Genomic DNA, 19,844 nt, shown 5'->3' with positions numbered 1-19,844 from the left:
CCCGAATTATATTGTGATTTCCCAGCAGAGATGCCCGCCCGCCTGTAAGCGGTACGGGCACATTCTCTTATTGCTTGGCTGTAATGAACTGATCAAGTCTAATGGCAATAGCTGCTGCCTGTTCACGCGTAAGCGGATTGGACGGATTCACCTTGTTGCCTTCCCCAAGGATAATTCCGTTCTTGATGCTCAGAGCCACTGCTTGTCCCGCCCATGCCGGAACCTTGTCCTTGTCAGTGAAGCCGCTGAGGATCGAAGTGACTTCAGCCTCACTAAGTTCACTGCCCGGATTAACTTGATTCAGCAATCTTCCGAGCATCGTCATCGCTTCTACACGCGTAAGTGTATCCTTAGGCGCGTATTTGCCGCCTTCAAGTCCGGTAACAATACCCAGCCCGGCAGCAATGGAGACGCTGCGGTTATACCAGCTGCTGCCGCTGACATCAGTGAAGCCCGCCGAAGCTGCCTGCTTGTTCATCAGACCTGCGACCCGCAGCAGAATCGTTGGATACTCTGCTCTGGTTACTTTGCCTGCCGGATCGAACGTATCTGCCGACTTACCCAAGACGAACAGCTTGGCAGATGCTGCCGCGATGCCTGCCTTGCCCCAGCCTGAAGGCATATCCTTGAAGGTCTTCTGGTTGCGGATGAAGAAGAGACTTCCTTCTCCGGTCAGCTGCACATTCACTGCCGTGCCGCTGCTGTCCAGCTTCCATGGCACAGTCGTCCAGTTCCCGTCTTTGTCCTTAAGCACCATGGCCGTAATCTCCTTGGCGGCCAGCGGCGCAGGAATGGCAATCTTCGCTACAAGCGCTGGAGTCCAGCTGCCCAGCGGCAGGTTCGCCATAACGGTTACACCTCCTCCTGCCCCCATCAGCGTGAAGCCTTGCTGATCGGCAATAGCCTTCATGGCCTGCTGATCGGTATTGCTGTTACCGCCAATACCGACGGTCAGCCCGGCTGTAACACCGGCAAGATTCTCAGGAGCAATAATGAGCCGTCCCATCGGAACCTCAACCACAATCTTCTTCTTCGCTGCCAGTTGCTGCTGTACCACACTCTGATCCACCTGGATACGGAATGCTTTGGCATTCGGATCGGTGGAGCTTACCGTGAGGTCACTGCCAGCCACAGCTTCTTTATCCGTAATCCGGACGATAGCCGTAAGTCCATCCCACTCTGCTGTCACGGTCTGGCCGTTGACGGTAATCTGGGCTGCCTGCTCCGGTGCTTGTTCTTCAACAACTCCCGGTACGGCACCGCCGCCTCCACCGCCAGCACCGCCGCCTCCGCCTGAACCACTGCTGGTCCAGACCGATGCAGGAACACTGCCGGATGCCCTAACCAGCTTGTCAAGGGAGGTACGCTTGGCCAGCACAACGACAGACCCTGGATGAGCGGTCACGATACCATCGAGCGGAAGCAGACTCCATGAACTTACATTGTCATTCCTTTTCAGTTCCGCCGGATTGGACGAGAAGACCTTGTAAGCGATCTGCTGTCCGGTCATATCTCCGGCGGAAGTCACCGTAATCTTCGTGCGGTTGCTGTCTCCGCTGATTGGAGAGGAGACGGCTTGCACAGTACCCAATTCATTCGATTCAGGTACAGCTACTGTTGCCACAGCCATGCCCTTGAGCGTAACACCCTCGGACACCTGATACTCTGCCTCAATCAGGCTGGAGCCGGTGGCAAGTGCGGTAATTCCGCCGTCTGCCGACAAAGACACTGCATCGCCTACGGCGACTGTATAAGTCAATTTCTGCAGATCCTTATCTGCAATCGGCTCTTCCTTGAATTTCGGCTTGCCGGTATTCTCGTCCTTGCCGTCCGAGACCTTGAGATAAGCCTGAACTTTGCCTGTTTGCCCTGGCTCCAGGTCCTCTTCCGTTCCCTTCAGAACCAGTGCTACAGGAACCTTGTATCCAGCGTTCGTAATATCCACAACCGCTGTATTCAGATTGCCCGCTTCGTCCTTAGCCACAATATTGAGGGCTACGGAAGGCTCAGCCGAGTCAATCTTCACGGTTCCGTTGAAATCACCGGTTAACGAGTCCACTGTAAGTGGAGCAGAAATCTCAACATCCTTGTATTTTCCATCCGGCTGTAACTGACTCACGGTATAAACTGCGGCCAGCTTCGTTCCTGTAGTTGTCGTTCCGGCTACACGAACTGCGCCCTGTGCGGTACGTTCGCCCGTTACCGGCTCCGTCAGATACAGGACCGGTGCGATCGTGTCTACCGTCAGATACAGCATCGTCACTGAGATATCCTTGGTCGCCGTATTTCTGGCTCTCAGTTCAAGAGCGAACGGCCCGTCTGTCTGGAACTGGTCGAGATTCAGGACGCCTTCGCTTCCGCCGCCAGTCTTGTTCGTCAAAGCTAACGTTGCGATGGATTTATCAGCGTTGAATACTTCCACCGTCAGATTGGACTGCTTCGAAGAGAGCGTCAGCTTCTGCTTCGTTTCGCTTGTCAGTACATTAATGTAATTTCCGGTATCTACTGCCGTGCCTTTATCGTTATCTACCGCTACCTCAAGCTTCGGCAGACTCGGAAGCGGCAGCAGCTTCTTGCTGCTGTCCTGGCGCTCGGCATAATGATAGTTCTGATTCTTGTCCGCATCTTCCGTTGGAACTGTTGCAGCAGTAACACCCACCACATACTCCTTGTCAACTTCCAGACCGGTATATTTCACCTTGCTTACATCCATGACCGTTCCTTCAAGGCTGCCCGTATTCACTTCATCCGAAGTGGACAGAGCCTTCCAGCCGCCGATCAGGAGGCCTTCGTATTTACCAGTCGCTGCATTCCAGTAAGGCTGAAGTTCCTGTTCGGTGTACAGAATTTCTCCAAACGGCGAGTACGACTCCAGCTTGCCACCTACCTCGCGCTGCGCATCAATGATGAAGCTGTGCTCGTAACCGCTGTGTCCAGCCTTCTTCGCTCCCGGCTTGAAGGAGAGCGAGAACAACCCGTTACCGGCAGGCTCAACCGTGACGTCACTGACCACCTGCGGTGCCAGCGGATCAATGAGCTCGAACCGCTGCGGTGAAGTCTTGGTGCCGAAGGTGGCGCTGGATTTCAGCTCGGCCCGCAGGTAATAGTTGCCTTGTCTGAGCAGCCCGCGGATATCCTCGGGATTGCCCATCAAGGTTACATTCGTTACATCAATTACCTTGCTGCCGCTGGTTACACCACCGCTGACCGATCCGCCTGCACCAACCGGCACATCCTTGGCAATCAGCATTCCCGGATCACCCGGCGATAGCACTTCCTGTCCCTTTACCTTCGTTGTTTCTGTGGTCACCGCATCTTCAGCCAGATACAGGTTCACTGTATCGCCTTCGGCTGCGTTGGCTACTGTCCAGGAAGCTGTGAATTTATTGATATCCGAGCTGTCCTTCGCCAGATTCACTTCTCCGAGTGTTGGCAGCGTAGGAATATTCATCAGCTTGGTCTCAACTGCAGAGACTGCCGTAAGCGTCCAGGTTCCGCCTTTTTTAGCCTCATTCTCAGGAATAATAATATAAGCTCTGCGGATATCCACCTCATCGTTGAGTCTGGTTGTATCCCCTGACTTATAGCTTGCAGGAATATATTGTGTAAAAGCATTTGCCTTAGGGTTAGGCTTGTCCGGATTGGCAAAGGTCTCGAATACCACCGGATAATCCTTGCCTGCCGCATCCTGCAGCTTGAATTCCGGCAGCTCCTTGCTGCTGTATTCCATCTCAATAATGGCATTGCCCGATGCAGCGCCCATAGGAATCTCGTGGATTCTGCCGCCGTTCTTCACTGTGATGCCGCCTACGCCGACATTCACCGATCCGTTCTCGACATACTTCACGCCTTCTGCTACTTCACGGTAGATAATCTCCTGATCATCCTCCTCGGAAGCAACCTGGGAAGTCGCCAGAGTCTGCACGCCTTCACCAATCACCATCAGACGCGGTCCAAGCTCAGGGTCATCCACCACGAGATGGATCATGCCTTCCGGCAGCTGATCGGTAGAAGTACCGAATTCGATGCCCCCGCTCCAGTAGTAGGTAATGCCCAGAGAGATAAACAGCACACCGATACTGCCCCAGACCTTGTCATTATTAACGCCCAGGAACATGCTGGACAGCGGCATTCCGCCGACAATCGGCACATCGTTCGGTATTTGCACTTTGGAACCAATGTACCCTTCAAAATCAGTGCGGTTCTTCTCCAGATTCTGTCCGACGAAGATTCCCGCCTTACCGATAATGATATCCCAGCCGCCGATATCCATTGCCGCTTCTACGCGCACGAACCATGGGGTCACCCACTGTGCTTCAAGCAGCGCTTTGGTCAGCATCGGGAGCCGGTCATCTTCTTCAGCATCATCTTTTGCGGCAAAATCAAGCTTGCCTTCCACCTTGAGGCCGGTACGTTTCACCGTCAGGTCCACATCCCCGAAGAAGTACGCCGGGGCAATCCCGAAGCGCATACCTACGCCCGCTTCAATGGTCAACGGGAACGGGTCCTGCGCCGTGCCCCCGGCAATGGTATCCGCCAGCTCACGTACCGCACCGCGTATAGCGGTCAGATAGGTCGCCCCGGTGACAAGAATCCCCGGCTTCGGAAGCTCGGCCCCGAAGGCGATGACATCCGGCAGAATCCGGCCGTCCTTAACCTTTTTGAGCGAGAATTCAATTTCCACGCCCATCATGTTCTTCAGCTGTGCCGCGAACTCCAGCCCGTATTCGTTACCGACTCCGCCATTCTGCACGGCATGCTTGATGGTAACCTTGCCGCTTGGAGCATCCGGGCCTTCCTTCTTATCAGCGTCTTTCTTCTTATCCGGTCCGAACAGGCCCATCTCCTGATTCAGATCGAAACCGAGCGAAGCATCCACGCCATAGAAGCCCGCACTGTTGAATATGACATTCTTAATCTCTGAGTTAATGATCTTCAGGGACAAGGAGCCGCCGAAGGAAATCCCGTTCTCTCTCAGAATGAAATCATTGAAGGAGAAGCCAAAGCCGTCAATCGCGAAGCTTGGAGCCCCGAACAAAGACTGCTTGTTGAAGTACACATCCCCGATCATGACCTGGCGCAGCGGATTCAGTCTGTCGCCCACACCGCCGATGGCCCATTTCAGGCTGCCGTTCTGGCTGTCGTCTTCCGGATTACCGTCATTGCCTTGATCTTCCTTACTGCCTTCTTCCTCTTCCTCCTCTTCCTCTGGTGTCTCCACCTTGGACGGATTGTAGTTCTCATCTCCAAGGGATTTGGAGAAGCCGTTGAAGAAATCCAGCGTCCATTCGCCCTTATGGAAGACGAACCCGCTGCTCGCTACGCTGAGCGTTCCGTCACCCTTGATGAACAAGGTATCCAGGAAGGGAAGATCGCCCGGAAGGCTATTTCCGAAGATATCCAGCTTGCCGCGTACAAAAGCCAGATCCTTGCCTGTATAGGCCACAGCATCATTAATAATGGCCGGTTCGGTCTTGGTATCCACGATGACCTGCTCTTCATCACCCGTGCCGACCTGCTTGATCATTCCGCGGACCGTAACCAGAATCTCACGGTCGAATTCCGGGTCCTCGGATTCCGCTTCTTCCTGGAAGGCTTCAAAATCCTCTTCAGTTGCAAACAATTTGTAGGCATACAGAGGAGTCTCTTCAAGCGCTTCATCATCCATGAATTCACTGATATCAAATTCAGGATCAACCGCCTTGCTGGCTGCTCCGAACAAGGCTTTGGTCTTCTTATATTCGGTCACAGCAGAGTACAGGAACGAGCCGTCCTTGAAGGGCTCACCCGGGAACAGCGAGTTCAGCTGATCCAGCAACTCATCCTCTACCGAGGAACCGTTCGCGAGACCGCTGATATCCACAGCTTCCCTGTACACCGCCATAACCCCGGCTTCACGGATTCGCGTGTCATTATTATCGGTGACCAGGAACGACTGCGGAGTAGTCATATCATATAATGCGGCTACTTCCTCGTCCCCTCCGGCGTCGCCTTTATAATCAATCTCCACCTGGTATTCACCAAGCGGCAATTCAGGTCCCAGCCCGGCTTCCAGCACATTGCCGCCTTCGTCCACAAGGTCCCCGCCGCGGTACGTAACCCGCATCGACCCGGAGTAGCCATCGTCTGTAGGCTGCATGACTACTGCATCCTGCACATTCACTTTGTAGCGGCTGCCGCTTGCCTTATCTTTGAGGTATAGATCAAAGTTAGGCGCTGTAGTCGCATTGCCTGTATTGTAGGCTTCAATATTTGACAGATTCACCGTCAGATATTTCACATCCGTGCTGTATAATTCCGCCGGTGACAGCGCGTAGGAATACGTAGCGGTTGCTTCGCCTACCGGCGGCAGCAGAATGAAGTTTGTACGGTTAGACTCGTACTGGGCTTTGATGCCCTCATCTGCGATACCTTCGATTTTGCCTTGCGTCTCCGGGCTTCTCGCGGAAATCATATACTCCCGGGTAACCGGCCAAGGTCTGCCTTTAGCCTGAACCCGGAAAGTCGCGGTAATCGCGTCACCCGGCTTGTACTTCGGTTCGATGCCCAGTGCAGCTTCCTCAGGAGAGGCTGACTTTTTGAATTCCAGCATTTTGCTGCGGTCATTCTCCAGGACAGGATTGCCGCTCGCGTCTATAATATCCTGTCCCTTCTCATCCTGCCTGACGAAGCTGAGGCCGCTCTCCAGCGTCATCTCCACTTCGATCTTGGAGTGCTCCATATTATACGCCTGCAGATTCTCCACCTCGGCGGTGATGGTGAACACTCCGTTGTCCTTGTACTTCGACGGAACCGTCTCTCCTTCTCCCAGATCAGCCGTAGCCAGCTGCTGAACCTGATCTACATAACGGATCGAGAACACTTTGTCCGGTGCGGTAATTTCACCGAGCCCATATACGGTCTCGAAGCTCTGGAAGCCTCCGGCTGCCAGCTTGTCCGGGTTCCAGTAGAAGGCAACGGCGGAATCCGCTGTACCATAATCATTGGTGTCTCTGGTGAAGTCCAGGTTGGGATGTACCTTGTAATCCCATTTCGTATTCGCCAGGCCGTTCCAGTGCCCGACAATCATCTCGTCCACAATATTAATGTTCTGTTCGGCAAAGTTATTGAAGCCGTAAGCAACGACATTAGTTGCTTGCGGATTGGTCAAATCCAGCTTGTCGCGCATAACCCAGTAAGCAGGAATCTTGAAGTAAGCTCTGTCCTCTTCCGGGATTCCGGCATCCTCCTCCGGATTATGCACCAGCTTCCGCTCTACCTGCAGCGGTGACTTATAGGCTGTGCCAATCTGGAACTGCGGCCCGTCGTTGCCGCCGACCATGGTATCCAGCAGAATCCGGCTGCCGACCTGGACCTGCGCATTGCTCCGGTTGTTCACTTCATAGCGGATGTTGACATTTCCGGAATTGACAGCATCCTTGCTGTCGGTGTAGAGCATCAGAATCTGCTTGATCTCTACCCCTTTAATCTTCCAGATCATCTCCAGCTGCTTGGTACCATTTGAATTCTCCACCACTTTGGGTGCAGTAGTCTCGGAATAATGGCTGTTATCGAACTTGTATTTATTCCCGTAAATATAATCAGTTCCGTCGATGCGGAACGTCGTGAACGACGTTTCCGGGTCATCTCCCTGGAACAGCAGGTTCACATTGTTATCTTTCTTGCGGATCGGCTGGCCGTCTACGGTGCGAATGCCGTAGCGTCCGGTTTCGTTATCCACGGTGACCTTAATAAAGTCATTCTGGATCATGGTTGTCTTGGTACTGCCGGCCGCCTCGACGAGAGCATGGAAGCTCTCGGAGGTGGACAGAAATACCATGATTAGTGTGAGCATTACCGCTACTATGCGTTTCAACAGCTTCACCAAGTATTCCCCCTGTTCTTCTTTCAACTATTTCATATTGCCGACAAAGAAGGTGGCAAATTCGCGGTCCCGCTCCTGGGTTCTCACGACGATGGTATACCAGCCTGTTTTCGGGAAGGTGACCTTAAATTGACTGTTCACCAATTCAGCGTAAGTTAGCTTCTGCTTCACAAGCTTCAGCTGTCCTTCGCGGTACAGACCAGGGTAATACAGGATATCGAAGGTTCCGACCTGGTTGATCTTGTCTGCTCCGGCTACCTTCATTACGTTATAACCGGTAACCTTGAAGGTAAGTGTATTGGTATTGAAGAGTGCAGACTCACCGGAGGAAGCCGAGATTAAGGTGTCGTTACCGAAGATCAGCAGTCCGCCATCCTTCACGACTACCACATCCTGATATACAACCGTCTTATTTCCTACCTGGTCAACCGCAGTGTACGCAACACGCTGGCGTCCAAGCTTGCCGAGATCCAGCCCGCTGATAGCTACCTTCACATTCGCTGCTGCCGACACATTATCGGATACGGTGAAGCCGCCGAGATCAGTGCGGAAGTTAAAGTCCTTCTTGTTCTGGACAATACCTGCTGTTTCGTTATTCAGCGTCAGCTCAGGCGCTGTGTTATCAAGACCCCCTATCGTAACCGGAACCTTGTTCACATTGCCCAGCAGATCCGAGATCGTAACCACCGCTGATCCGCTGCTCTCAAAAGCACGCCAGTAGCTGAAGGTGCCGTCCGTTGTACTGATCTGATTCGTATAAGCTGCTCCGCTCTGGATGGGTCTTGCTCCGAAGAACATTTTGTTAGGGGCTGCGACACTGCCGCTAAGCGTAACCTTCACCTTACCCTTGGCATATTTCTGTCCGCCGATTGTAACGATCTGATCTGCCGGAACAGCTTTGCCTTCCGCATCTACATAGGTATAGGTAATCTTATCCACCTCAGGCGGCCCGGAGAGAATCGTCGTAACCTTTTCTTTAATGACTGCCGTATTGCCGTACTCATCAACCACTGTGAAGGCGGCTGTTCCATTCTCAGTCAGTGTAACGCTCTTGGCCTCGCTGATGACCTTAATGGCTTTCGCCGAGGCATCTGCCTTCTCTACCGTAACAGTGACTCCCGTGGAGAACAGCACATTACCGCCGTTATCCTTCACGGTCCCAAATGTCAGGCTTCCGTTCTCGCCATATTGGTAGGAACGGACCACCTTTACCTTCGGCGCTTCTTTGTTAATGTTCTTAACTATGGCTTCGACGGTATTGGTGTTCCCGGCCGCGTCCTTAATCTCAAAGACGAAGGTGCCGTTGTCCTTGAAGGTGTACGCATTCTTGCCGCCATTATTCGTAATCGTTACAGGCTCAGATGTGCTCTGAAGATAAGCAACCACATTACCGTTCGTACGCTCCATGTTGGAGTATTCGACCGTTCCCTCTGGAGCCGTGCCGTCAATATTCTTCACAACCAGATACAGGGTATCTGTCCGGTCCGGATCACTGAGATCAGTCAGATCGAAGCTGTAATAGCCATTCTGATAGATCTTGAATGAGTTGCCGGTCCGCACAGGCACCGAAGGGTTAACCTTCGAAGGGATTACACGGATACCCGGCGGAAGTGCGATCTCAATATCCGCACCAACCGCAGCATTTACCGGACTGTTCACGCTGAGCGTTGCGAGCGCATAGACCGGCTGTACTGTGGTAGGAGTGCCTTCCCCGACATCAAGCTTAGCCGCTGTACTGATCAGACCGCCCGGCGTTCTGTACTTCACCGCCACCTGGAGCAGCTTCGGATCACCAGTCGGAACCTTCACGGCTACGAAGTTGGTGTACGGCTTCCAGTTCAACCAGCTCACACCGTTATCCGGGGAGATGGAATATTCATAGCCTGTCTTGTCCTCAGATTCGAGACTCAGCTTCACAATTGCCGTGTAGCCGTCCTTTTCATCACCGGACAGATAGATCAGAGAGGACTTGGCATTGGACACAGGTGCCTCCGGCTGTGTCGTTGCCGATACTTTGAAGGTTCCTGCGCTTGCCGTCACAAAGCTGTTGCCCGCCCCGTCAACCGCGAGTACATATAACCGGTATTCGGCAATCTCTCCCGCCTTCAGCGATTTGTCGTCTATAGACACCGAACCGCCTGCCGGTACGTCCTTCCATTCTGCAGAAGACTCTGTAGGTACTTCTGCACCCGCTTGTTGTCTGACCCATTTATATTTGCTGACAAGTCCTGTTGTGCTATAGAATTCCGACACGCTTACACGTGTCTTCTGCTGCGGCAGCGGATAAGCAACCGCCTCAGGGCTGAAATACACCACCGGTGCTTCATTGTCGAAATAATAAGCCTTCGAATAGTAATACGTTCTGTCGCTGTGCTTCACCATCAGATGAATGTATTGCGTTCCGTTCAATTTATCGTTAACTGGGACCACATAGCTGTAGGTGGCTTCACTTACAGTAGCACCAAGCCCCTTGGCTGCCAGCTTGGGATCAGTGTTGTCTGCCGCCGGTTCAGTTGCCTCTGGTGAGGCAGCAGGTGTAGCTGCTGGTTCAGTTGCTTCTGCTGAAGCAGCAGGAGTCGTTGCCGGCTCGGCACTGCTATCCGGTGCCGGAGTCTCATCCGCTGCAAGCGGCGTCAGCTCAGGTTCTGCGGGCCCGGAAGCCAAGAACTTCAGGATGGCTACCGGCCCGATGCTTGCGGTGACTTCCGGTTCTGCCGGAGGACCCGGCTCTACTGGAGCAACAGACTCTGCCGGAGCAACCGGCTCAGCAGCTTCCGCTCCGTCTTCATTCACTTTCTTCTCAGCTGAAGGTGAACTATCCGATACCTTGGCAACATCCAGTCCGGTGAACTTACTGTCTTCATTCGGATGAACAGAGCTGTCGGTGATGGCATAACCCACATAATCCGGGTGCACTCCAGTGATCTGGAAGGTAACATCATGACTCTTAACAAAGTCAGGATTAGCTTCCGGTGTGAACTGTGTCGGAATCGCAGCCTCTGAACTCACAACAACCGCTCTTTCCTGCGGTGTCTTGACCGTCTCATTGCCCGCATTATCAATTGCCTTCAGATAGAGCCAATAGGAGCCATCCTCATCAATATCCTCATAGGTGGACCGGGTTACGGTTGAACCGGAGTATGGCGTATCCGCCCACTTCCCGCTCGCCGGGGAATCCCCGTCCTTCACCCATTGATACTTCACGCTATTGACTCCGCTATGCGGGTCCTTCACCAGAGCTTGTACAGTGGTGCTGTCCCCTCCGGCCATGGTAATAGCAGGTCCCTGGTTGTCCAGCTTCAGAACGCCTACCTCATGGGTCCAGTTGGAGTCGTCATTCTTGAAGTCTTCAAGCGGCCAGACACTCTCATCCCCGTATTGTCCAACAGCAGCGAGCGCCTGATTATCGGCATAAAAGATCTTGTCTGCCTCTTCACCCGGTGCTTCTGCGATCCAAGCCTCGTACTGTTCCTCATGAGTCTTCTTGTATACATCTTTCTTCTCATCCTGCAGCAATTCTCTGGCTGAATCCCAGCTCATATCGGCTGTCCAGGTATGCAGGTACCATTCTCCGCTGTTTCCTTCCTCGAAGGCTTCCGCTGGAGGAGCAAGCAGGTTCGTCTTGTTGTTCACGACCGACAGCTCTATATTCTCGAATTGTCCCGGATACAGTTCTTCCGACGGCTGCTTGGCGGAGAGTGCATAACGCTTGAGCGCCGCGTAATGATCTCCGGCTACTGTAGCAAACGGATCAGCCTTATCCTTACTCCACCAGTAGTACACCAGACCCACCGAAGGAGAGGCTTCCGCACTCATATTGGAAGGACGGTAGATTCCGCGGCTCGGCCGCTCGGCACCACGGTCTGCTACAGTCGGATCAAGGTGAGGCACTTTAATCGACGGATCGTTGGCATCAATCGTAACCTTACCTTTTTTCGCGTATTTTGTGGCACTTGCGCCTTCTGCCTCGAACCGGTAACCGATGATCGGCATCGTATTGTCGATGAACAGGTTCGCCCAGTCGATCTTGGAGTTGGCGAGCGAGTCGTCACTGCCGTAAGGCTCAATTTTCTCTTTATGGATTCCATCGTAGTTAGCGGGCTGAATCATCAGGTTGCCTGCGTAATCCTGGATAACATCGGTATCCATCTGGATAGGCTCACTGCCGCCCTTGGCATCATTAGATATGGCTACGGCCTTGAGCAGCGGAGTCTCTACGGCCAGCCCGTCAGGCACAGTCATGCGGAACGTCCAATTCGGTGTATTCTTGCCTATAACATAATAGGCTTTCATTCCGTTATTGAAGAGGATGAAGGTTTTCTTCTCATCCCAGCCGGTTTTGGCAATCGCCTCTTCCGTCATCTGTAGAGTGAAGTCAATGACATCTCCCTTGTTGAGCGTAACCCCGGTCAGAATCTCCGGCTGAATCCCGTTGGCTGTCTTGGAGTACTTCGGACGTACGGCATCGACAATGACGCGGAAGCCGCCCCGGTCGAAGTCAAACGGGTTCCCGCTTTTCCGGTCCAGCCAGGCATTGCTGCCGCTGCTCGGCACGGTATTGAGATTGACAACCGCTTTGTTCCCTGCCGCATCACTGAGCACGGCTTCTTTCAATTTATTATCCAGCGACAGATCCATCTGCGCTCCGCCGGTGGTACCCCCGGTAATTAACGGTCTCAGCGGAAGATTGCCGCTGTTATGAAAAGGAACTCCCGTATATTTGTAAGCAATTTTCTTCTGGTAGGAATCCAGGGTGTTCTTAGTGAAGCTTGTATTCTGCAGATACTGCTGCTGTCCGGCTGCCGGAAGTCCGGTGTCCGGATCATTAATGAACAGCTTGTGCCGCAGGAAATAATCGGAGTTAGCTTCAACTACCGAAGTCGGTCTGACCGGCTCACTGAAATTGTAGCTGAGCGTGATGTTCTCGTCTCTTTTGACATACAGCTCTTTCTGGTTAATCTTATCGTTCAGCCGTTCTGCACCGTTGCCGGTGAAGGTATAATTGTCGATGACCGGACGCTTGAGATCCTGGAACTTGAGGTAGAATCCGCGTACACCTGCCGCTTCACCATCGTCATCGCCTTCGCCCCAGACCCTGATGTTAATGACAGAATTAGGTTTGATGATGGCCTTGGCCGACTTGTTGTACCTCTGGCTGCTGCCGGTTCGTTCATTGATAATATCTTTTCCGTCGATGTTCACTGTAATGGAAGAATGACGCGTCCATAAGAACCCGGAGTGACGCCGCAGCACGGCGAACCCTGTAAGCATCTCGGCATGTCCGCTCTCCGCCATATTCTTCAGAAGCGGATTGTCGGCTACCTTCACCTGGAATTGAACCGTTGCTTCATTATCATCGACACCTGCAAAGATATCGCCCTTCGCCCAGTCGTATTTGGCGTCTTTATCTTCCTCTGTCTGCTTGAACCCTGGCACCTTGGTATAAAAGTTGAGAAATGTATTGTCCGCAGGGTAGCTTAGGTTGCCGACATGTTGCCCGTTCGGAAACGTAACCTCAAAATCATCACCCGCAGCCTCTGCCAGTCCATTTAAGGAACCGGGTAGTAACGACAACAACATGCTGACAATCAAGCTTAGCGAGGTATATCTCTTCAATCTCCTGCTCATTAACAATGTGATGCTCCCCCTTATTCGTTCATCATTTCCTGTCCGGCGTGCAGCAAGCTTCGCTGTAGTCTGGATTCACTCCCTATGCTTCCGCATTCTCCTTTCGCCCTGCCCTCCCGTGGACAAAAAATACTGGTCATAAACTACCTATTTTTTCATATCTGCGTTTATTCTATCAGGCAGCTCTAAACAAACTCTTAACAAATCTCGACAAAATCTGTTTCAAACCGCCCTAAATAGGGTTAATACACTCGGAAAATGAAAATTAGTCCTGATTATCTAAAAAAAATGTCTGAAAACACAAAAAAAACACTCTGCGAGTGGATAATGTAAGAACCTCAGAGGTCCACACAACTCGTATGGCTACCTCTCTTATCCCTCTGCCCAATGCCGGGAATCCGGCACATGCGTAGTCGCACCTGTACATTGTGTTCGGTTTTTCGATTACATTCGGCCTACGCGGCGCTCCCAGTCCAATTGTGTTCGGTTTTCCGATTACATTCGGCTTACGTGGTGCTCACAGTCTAATTGTGTTCGGTTTTCCGTTGAAATTTGTTAAATAGATGAACAGACGACGTTCTTTTTTAGGCGCGCTGCTCATTTCATGCTGGAGTTGTGCCTTGAAAGACATGTTTGTTTTCGCATGCATTTTGCCCACGCTTCTTATCCACAACAGACGGATAATATAATTTCCTCTACAACAAAAAAACCGCACTGAGAATGGCTCAGTTGCGGTTAAATCTGATAAAACATTAAAGAGAGGTTTTGGATATCCAAAATTAATTGTATTAAAAAAAAGCAGCTCCCAGTTGAACTGGTGCCGCTTCTTCACATCACTATATCTCATACCCTCTTCTAACCAAACCTCTTACTTCCCCACCGCAGCCCGGCCAATCACCGCGCCTACCTGCTCCAGAATGGCGGACACCGAAGCCGGGTCCTTCACATCATACTCATCAATATTCAGCCGCAGCACCGGGCAGGCGCTGAATTCGTTGATCCACTGCGAATAGCGGCCGTGCATATGCTCCCAGTAGGAGACGTCGGTCTGGATTTCCATCTCGCGTCCGCGCTCATTGATCCGGGTCAGGATGGAAGGCAGACTGCCTTCAATATAGATCAGCACATCCGGGTGCGGAAAATATGGCGTCATGACCATGGCTTCGTACAGGCTGGTGTAGGTTGCATAATCGGTCTTCGACATGGTTCCCTGATCGGCGTGCATTTTGGCGAAAATCCCGGTGTCCTCATAGATCGAACGGTCCTGCACGAACCCGCCGCCCAGCTCAAACATCTTCTTCTGCTCCTTGAAGCGTTCCGCGAGGAAATAGATCTGCAGGTGGAAGCTCCACCGCTCGAAATCATGATAGAACTTCTCCAGGTACGGATTATGATCCACCTGCTCAAGTGACGTCTGGAAATTCAGGCGCTGCGCCAGTGCTGCGGTCAGCGTCGATTTGCCGACACCTACGGTTCCGGCTACCGTGATAATGGCATTGTCCGGGATGTTGTAACTGTTCATTTCATAAGCTCCTTTACTTGTTCAGCGATGGCGGCGAAATCTTCCGGGTTCTCCACGAAATCCACCTGGTTGCCGTCGATGGTAATAATTACAGTGGACGGTTCACGGCGGGCCAGTGAGGCCATCGCCTCGTCATAATCCTCAATTAACTGCTGCAGATAGGCTGGCGCAATGATCTCTTCGAACGTACGGGCACGCTTGGCAATCCTGGCCAGCAGCGTATCCAGATCGGCCCGGATATAGAGAATGATATTGGGCTTCGGGAAATCATCGGTCAGAATATGATAGATCTCCCGGTATTTGTCCCGTTTCGATCCCTTCAGCGTCCGTTCCCCGAAGATCAGGTTCTTATAGATATGATAATCCGAAATTACCGGCTTTCCTTGATCTATGTACTGCGTGGTAGTATCCTCAAGCTGCTTGAACCGGTTGCAGAGGAAAAACATCTCCAGCTGGAAGCTCCAGTCGTCCATATTCTGATAGAACTTGTCAAGAAACGGATTCTCATCGACAATCTCTTTGATCACCGGAAGCTGCATTGCATGGGCGAGCATGGTGGCGAGTGTGGTTTTACCGGCTCCAATCGGGCCTTCCACGGCTATAAAGGGTGCATGTGTCATTAACGCTTGTTTCCTCCTCAAATACGGACAATTCCAAAAAACAGACTAAATTATTGTAACACAGGAGCGCCTGCTATGAACTGCTATTTTCAAAGAAACTTTTCGCGCCCATGCAGCGTCTATAGGATAGGAAATATATTCTTATATTTACCCATTTCAGTAATATTCTATGGAGAGTAGAGGATGTCATGATGAAAAAAAGAAATCTGCTATTAAGTATGGCCATGGGTTTGACGGCGTGTCTGACTCTTGGGACTCCCGAGGCTGCAACAGCAGCAAGTACAGGTGCTTCCGGCATCTCTTCTTATGGACCCAATCATCTAATTAAGGAGGATGGTTCCTTATGGGTCTGGGGTGGCACGAAGTCCGTCCCTACACAGGTACATGGCGTAAGTGAAATACAAGCTTCTTACCCGCTATGGAACAACGGGGCACTTGTTACCGGGAGGGATGGCTCTGTCTGGAAATGGGAGACTAACGCCCGGACTATGGCCATCGAAGTTACGCCTGTGCCGGAATTGAAGAAGTTGACCGATTTCCAAAATGTATACCCGCGTCATTTAGCAGTCACTGGAGAAGGTACGGTATATACTTCAGTTACGTCAACTGACGACAATACGACTCCTCCGTTTGCGCCTGTTCCGGGCCTGGATCATGTTGCTGCTGTCTCGCAATATTCCGAGAGCAACAAGCTTAACAATAAGTTTAGCGACTGGCAGCGTTATCTGTTCCTGAAGACGGACGGTACGGTCTGGACCAGTATTGACGAACTTGCCACCTTCAAACCAGTTGCCAATCTGAAGGATATTGTCCAGCTCGAACAGAATTATGCGCTCAGCAAGGATGGCAGCGTCTGGACCTGGACGGACCAGGATAGTTATGAACCTAAGACCTATAGTGACCCGGCCCAGATAACTGCAACTCCATTCTCCGGCTTAAAAGATATTCGGGCTCTGTACAACAACGGGCGTACCCGGCTCGCGGTTGACGGGAAATCACGTCTATGGTTCTGGGGCTCCACGATCACCGGATATTCCGATGGAACGACGTATAAGGATCAACCTGTTCCGATTGTCTTCTCGGGAATCAGCAAGGTGACTGACGCCTACATTGTTGAACACTCTATTGTGGCACTGACTTCAGACGGCAAGGTCTATGCTGCTTCCATTGATACCACCGACATGTCCCCGAATGCAAAGTTCACCCTGCTTGCTTCGGGTATCCAGTCGATGCAGGGCGGCGGAAGACACATCATTATGCAGAAGCAGGACGGCACTCTCTGGGGCTGGGGCGTGAACAAAGACGCGGAGCTCGGATACGGTACCTATGAATTCAGCTATAAAGAGCCTGTCCCGATGCAGAAGCCAATCTCCGTCACCCTGAACGGCGAATCCATTGCCTTCACGAACGGTGTCATCACCCGGAGCAGCCTGAACTTCATTCCGCTGCGTTCGCTGTTCAGCAAGATGGGCGCGACTGTCGGATATTCCATGGACAAGGTAGTCACCATTACCGGCACCGCTGCTGACAAATCTCCATTATCCATCGTCATCAACACCGTGACCGGAGCGACAACCGTGAATGGTAAAAGTATCCCTCTACCCACGCCACCGTTTGTAGTTAACGGTACGGTCTACCTGCCGCTGCGCTTCATCAGCGAACAGCTTGGGGCGAAGGTAGACTGGCTGCCGCAGGAGGGCAGAATTGCGATTAGTATGAAATAAGGTGCTGTCCACACCAAAAAGCGCCCCCTCAGCCAAAGCTGAAGGGGCGCTTCTATATTTTATGACAACCGGCCGCTAAAGTCACTGTATTCAAACTCGCGGATCACCTTGATGCCTTCTTCTTCATTATAAGAAGCAATAGCGGGCAGGTTCACGCCGTTGAACATGTGGTTCTTCACCATGGAGTAATGCGCCATGTCGGTGAAGATCAGCTTGTCGCCGTATTTGAGCGGCTCCGGGAAGGAATAATCACCGATGACATCCCCTGCCAGGCAGGTCATGCCGCCAAGTCTGAACGTATGCGCGAATTCGCCCGGCATTCCGGCACCGATAATGCCCGGACGGTAAGGCATCGCCAGCACATCCGGCATATGGCATTCCGCGGAGGTATCGAGAATCGCAATATCCATACCATTATGCATCGTGTCCAGTACAGTGGCTACCAGATAACCGGTATTGAGGGCAATTGCCTCTCCTGGCTCCAGATAGATCTCCACATTGTAGGTTTCCTTCATATGCAGAATACACTTGATCAGTGTCTCCAGATCATAATCAGGACGGGTAATGTGGTGACCGCCGCCGAAGTTCAGCCATTTCATCCCGTGCAGATACGGGCCGAACTTCTCTTCTACCACCTTAAGCGTACGCTCCAGCGTGTCCGAGTTCTGCTCGCACATCGTATGGAAATGCAGCCCGTCAATGCCGTCCAGCTCATCCGGCCGGAAGTTCGGCAGGGTTACGCCCATACGGGAGAAGTTGTAGCAAGGGTCATACAGCGGCACTTCAATCTCGGAATATTCCGGATTGACGCGAATGCCGCAGCTGATCTTCTTCGGTGCGTTCTGCACCCGCTCTTTGAACCGGCTCCACTGATCGAACGAGTTGAATACCATGTGGTCGCTGTAGCGAAGCAGCTCATCGAACTCGCGGTCCACATAAGCCGGTGCATAGACATGGACCTCTTTGCCCATCTCCTCGAAGCCCAGGCGGGCTTCGAACAGGGAGCTGGAGGTTACGCCATGCAGGTATTTGCCTACAAGCGGGTACATGGAGTGCATGGAGAAGCCTTTTTGCGCGAGAAGAATCTTCGCTCCGCTTCTCTCCTGCACGTAATTGAGCGTCTCCAGGTTCTTCGTCAGCAGACGCTCGTCCACCAGATAGGCAGGTGACGGCAGTGTGCTGATATCAATATCGATGTCCTTGTTCTTCATGGTCATGCGCCTTAATCCAGCAGCGTCGGCGAGAAATCTTCTTGCCAAGGCAGACCGTGTTTGTTAAGTGCATCCATGAATGGATCTGGGTCGAACTCTTCGATATTGTGTACGCCCGGCTTGTTCCAGATGCCTTTGATAATCATCATCGCCCCGATCATCGCAGGAACGCCGGTAGTGTAGGAAATGGCCTGGGAGCCAACCTCTCTATAGCACTCTTCATGATCGCAGACATTATAGACATAATAGGTTTTAGGCTGGCCGTCTTTGGTACCTTGAATGATACAGCCGATGTTCGTTTTACCTTTGGTTCTTGGTCCCAGGGAAGCCGGGTCAGGCAGAATGGCCTTCAGGAACTGCAACGGAATAATCTCTTTACCTTCATAATTAATCGGCTCAATCGAAGTCATGCCGACATTCTCAAGCACCTTCAGGTGCGTCAGATAGTTCTGCGAGAAAGTCATCCAGAAGCGGATTTTCTTCACGCCAGGGATATTCACAGCCAGGGATTCCAGCTCTTCATGGTACAGCAGGTAGATATCCTTCGGACCGATCTCCGGGAGATCGTATACCTTCTTCTCAGACAGCGGCGCTGTCTCAATCCACTCGCCGTTCTCGAAGTAACGTCCGTTCGCAGTAATCTCGCGGATATTAATCTCAGGATTGAAGTTGGTGGCAAACGGATAACCATGGTCGCCCGCGTTCGCATCCACAATATCAATCGTATGAATCTCGTCAAAATAATGCTTCTGCGCATAAGCCGTGAATACGCCGGTTACGCCAGGGTCAAAACCGCTGCCGAGCAGCGCCGTAATTCCGGCCTTCTCGAACCGCTCCTTGTACGCCCACTGCCAGGAATATTCAAACTTCGCTGTATCTTGCGGTTCGTAGTTGGCTGTATCTACATAATGCACTCCGGTAGCCAGGCAGGCATCCATGATCGTCAGATCCTGGTAAGGGAGAGCCACATTAATCACGACATCCGGCTGGAAGCTCTTGATCAGCTCAATGACTTCTTCCGTGTTGTCAGCATCCAGCTTGGCCGTAGAAATCTTCGTCAGGCCCCCGTCCAGCTTCTCCTTGAGCGCATCGCATTTCGACACCGTACGGCTGGCAATGCAGATCTCTTCGAATACATCCGGGTTCTGGCAGCATTTATGAACAACAACGCTCGCTACACCGCCAGCGCCAATAATTAACGCTTTTCCCAAATTAATAACCCCCTAATTTTGCTTAAGTTATTAGTTATTAGCCTTGCTGCTCTGGAACAGGCTA

The 19,844-nt window shown here is 52.1% G+C and carries 8 protein-coding genes; 1 reads left to right on the top strand and 7 read right to left on the bottom strand.

What is annotated here, in order from left to right; all coding sequences use genetic code 11:
• Nucleotides 1-67: 67 nt before the first annotated feature.
• The 5 genes from KDC22_RS10560 to KDC22_RS10540 all read right to left on the bottom strand — a co-directional run bounded on the left by KDC22_RS10560 (nucleotide 68) and on the right by KDC22_RS10540 (nucleotide 15,634).
• Nucleotides 68-7,864 carry an S-layer homology domain-containing protein gene (locus tag KDC22_RS10560; RefSeq protein WP_211722983.1) on the bottom strand — a complete coding sequence of 2,599 codons (7,797 nt, stop codon included), beginning with the start codon at nucleotides 7,862-7,864 and terminating at the stop codon, nucleotides 68-70.
• A gap of 27 nt (nucleotides 7,865-7,891) precedes the next feature.
• Nucleotides 7,892-13,492, bottom strand: a complete 5,601-nt coding sequence (locus tag KDC22_RS10555) for a hypothetical protein (protein ID WP_211722982.1) — start codon at nucleotides 13,490-13,492, stop codon at nucleotides 7,892-7,894.
• 517 nt (nucleotides 13,493-14,009) lie between these two features.
• Entirely contained in the window at nucleotides 14,010-14,339 is a 330-nt protein-coding gene (locus KDC22_RS10550; protein ID WP_211722981.1) for a hypothetical protein, read from the bottom strand.
• Between the two features lie 21 nt (nucleotides 14,340-14,360).
• The gene (locus KDC22_RS10545; RefSeq protein WP_173139081.1) at nucleotides 14,361-15,014 is read right to left on the bottom strand and encodes a deoxynucleoside kinase; all 654 of its coding nucleotides are present in this window, start codon (nucleotides 15,012-15,014) and stop codon (nucleotides 14,361-14,363) included.
• Nucleotides 15,011-15,634, bottom strand: a complete 624-nt coding sequence (locus tag KDC22_RS10540; RefSeq protein WP_173139079.1) for a deoxynucleoside kinase — start codon at nucleotides 15,632-15,634, stop codon at nucleotides 15,011-15,013. Before KDC22_RS10540 ends, KDC22_RS10545 begins: the two co-directional genes overlap by 4 nt.
• Before the next feature lie 188 nt (nucleotides 15,635-15,822).
• Between KDC22_RS10540 and KDC22_RS10535 the strand changes: the two genes are divergently transcribed.
• Nucleotides 15,823-17,358, top strand: a complete 1,536-nt coding sequence (locus KDC22_RS10535) for a stalk domain-containing protein (protein WP_211722980.1) — start codon at nucleotides 15,823-15,825, stop codon at nucleotides 17,356-17,358.
• Nucleotides 17,359-17,417: 59 nt separating this feature from the next.
• Here KDC22_RS10535 and nspC read toward each other — a convergent pair whose 3' ends face one another.
• Both nspC and KDC22_RS10525 read right to left on the bottom strand, forming a co-directional pair.
• Nucleotides 17,418-18,554: a carboxynorspermidine decarboxylase gene (gene nspC, locus KDC22_RS10530; RefSeq protein WP_211723986.1), complete on the bottom strand. Its 1,137-nt coding sequence runs from the start codon at nucleotides 18,552-18,554 to the stop codon at nucleotides 17,418-17,420.
• A 26-nt stretch (nucleotides 18,555-18,580) separates the two neighbouring features.
• Complete coding sequence (locus KDC22_RS10525) at nucleotides 18,581-19,780, bottom strand: saccharopine dehydrogenase family protein (RefSeq protein ID WP_036702452.1); 1,200 nt, start codon at nucleotides 19,778-19,780, stop codon at nucleotides 18,581-18,583.
• Nucleotides 19,781-19,844: the final 64 nt, after the last annotated feature.

The sequence above is a fragment of the Paenibacillus tritici genome (assembly GCF_018207515.1).
Lineage (GTDB): Bacteria > Bacillota > Bacilli > Paenibacillales > Paenibacillaceae > Paenibacillus_AQ > Paenibacillus_AQ tritici.
Note: the sequence above shows the minus strand (reverse complement) of the source record. Positions and strands in the feature narration are given on the sequence as shown.

Bases quoted from the DNA above. Each gene is read 5' to 3' on its own strand.
- KDC22_RS10555 (WP_211722982.1), bottom strand. From the start codon at position 13,492: ATGAGCAGGAGATTGAAGAGATATACCTCGCTAAGCTTGATTGTCAGC.
- KDC22_RS10550 (WP_211722981.1), bottom strand. From the start codon at position 14,339: ATGAGATATAGTGATGTGAAGAAGCGGCACCAGTTCAACTGGGAGCTG.
- KDC22_RS10545 (WP_173139081.1), bottom strand. From the start codon at position 15,014: ATGAACAGTTACAACATCCCGGACAATGCCATTATCACGGTAGCCGGA.
- KDC22_RS10540 (WP_173139079.1), bottom strand. From the start codon at position 15,634: ATGACACATGCACCCTTTATAGCCGTGGAAGGCCCGATTGGAGCCGGT.
- KDC22_RS10535 (WP_211722980.1), top strand. From the start codon at position 15,823: ATGATGAAAAAAAGAAATCTGCTATTAAGTATGGCCATGGGTTTGACG.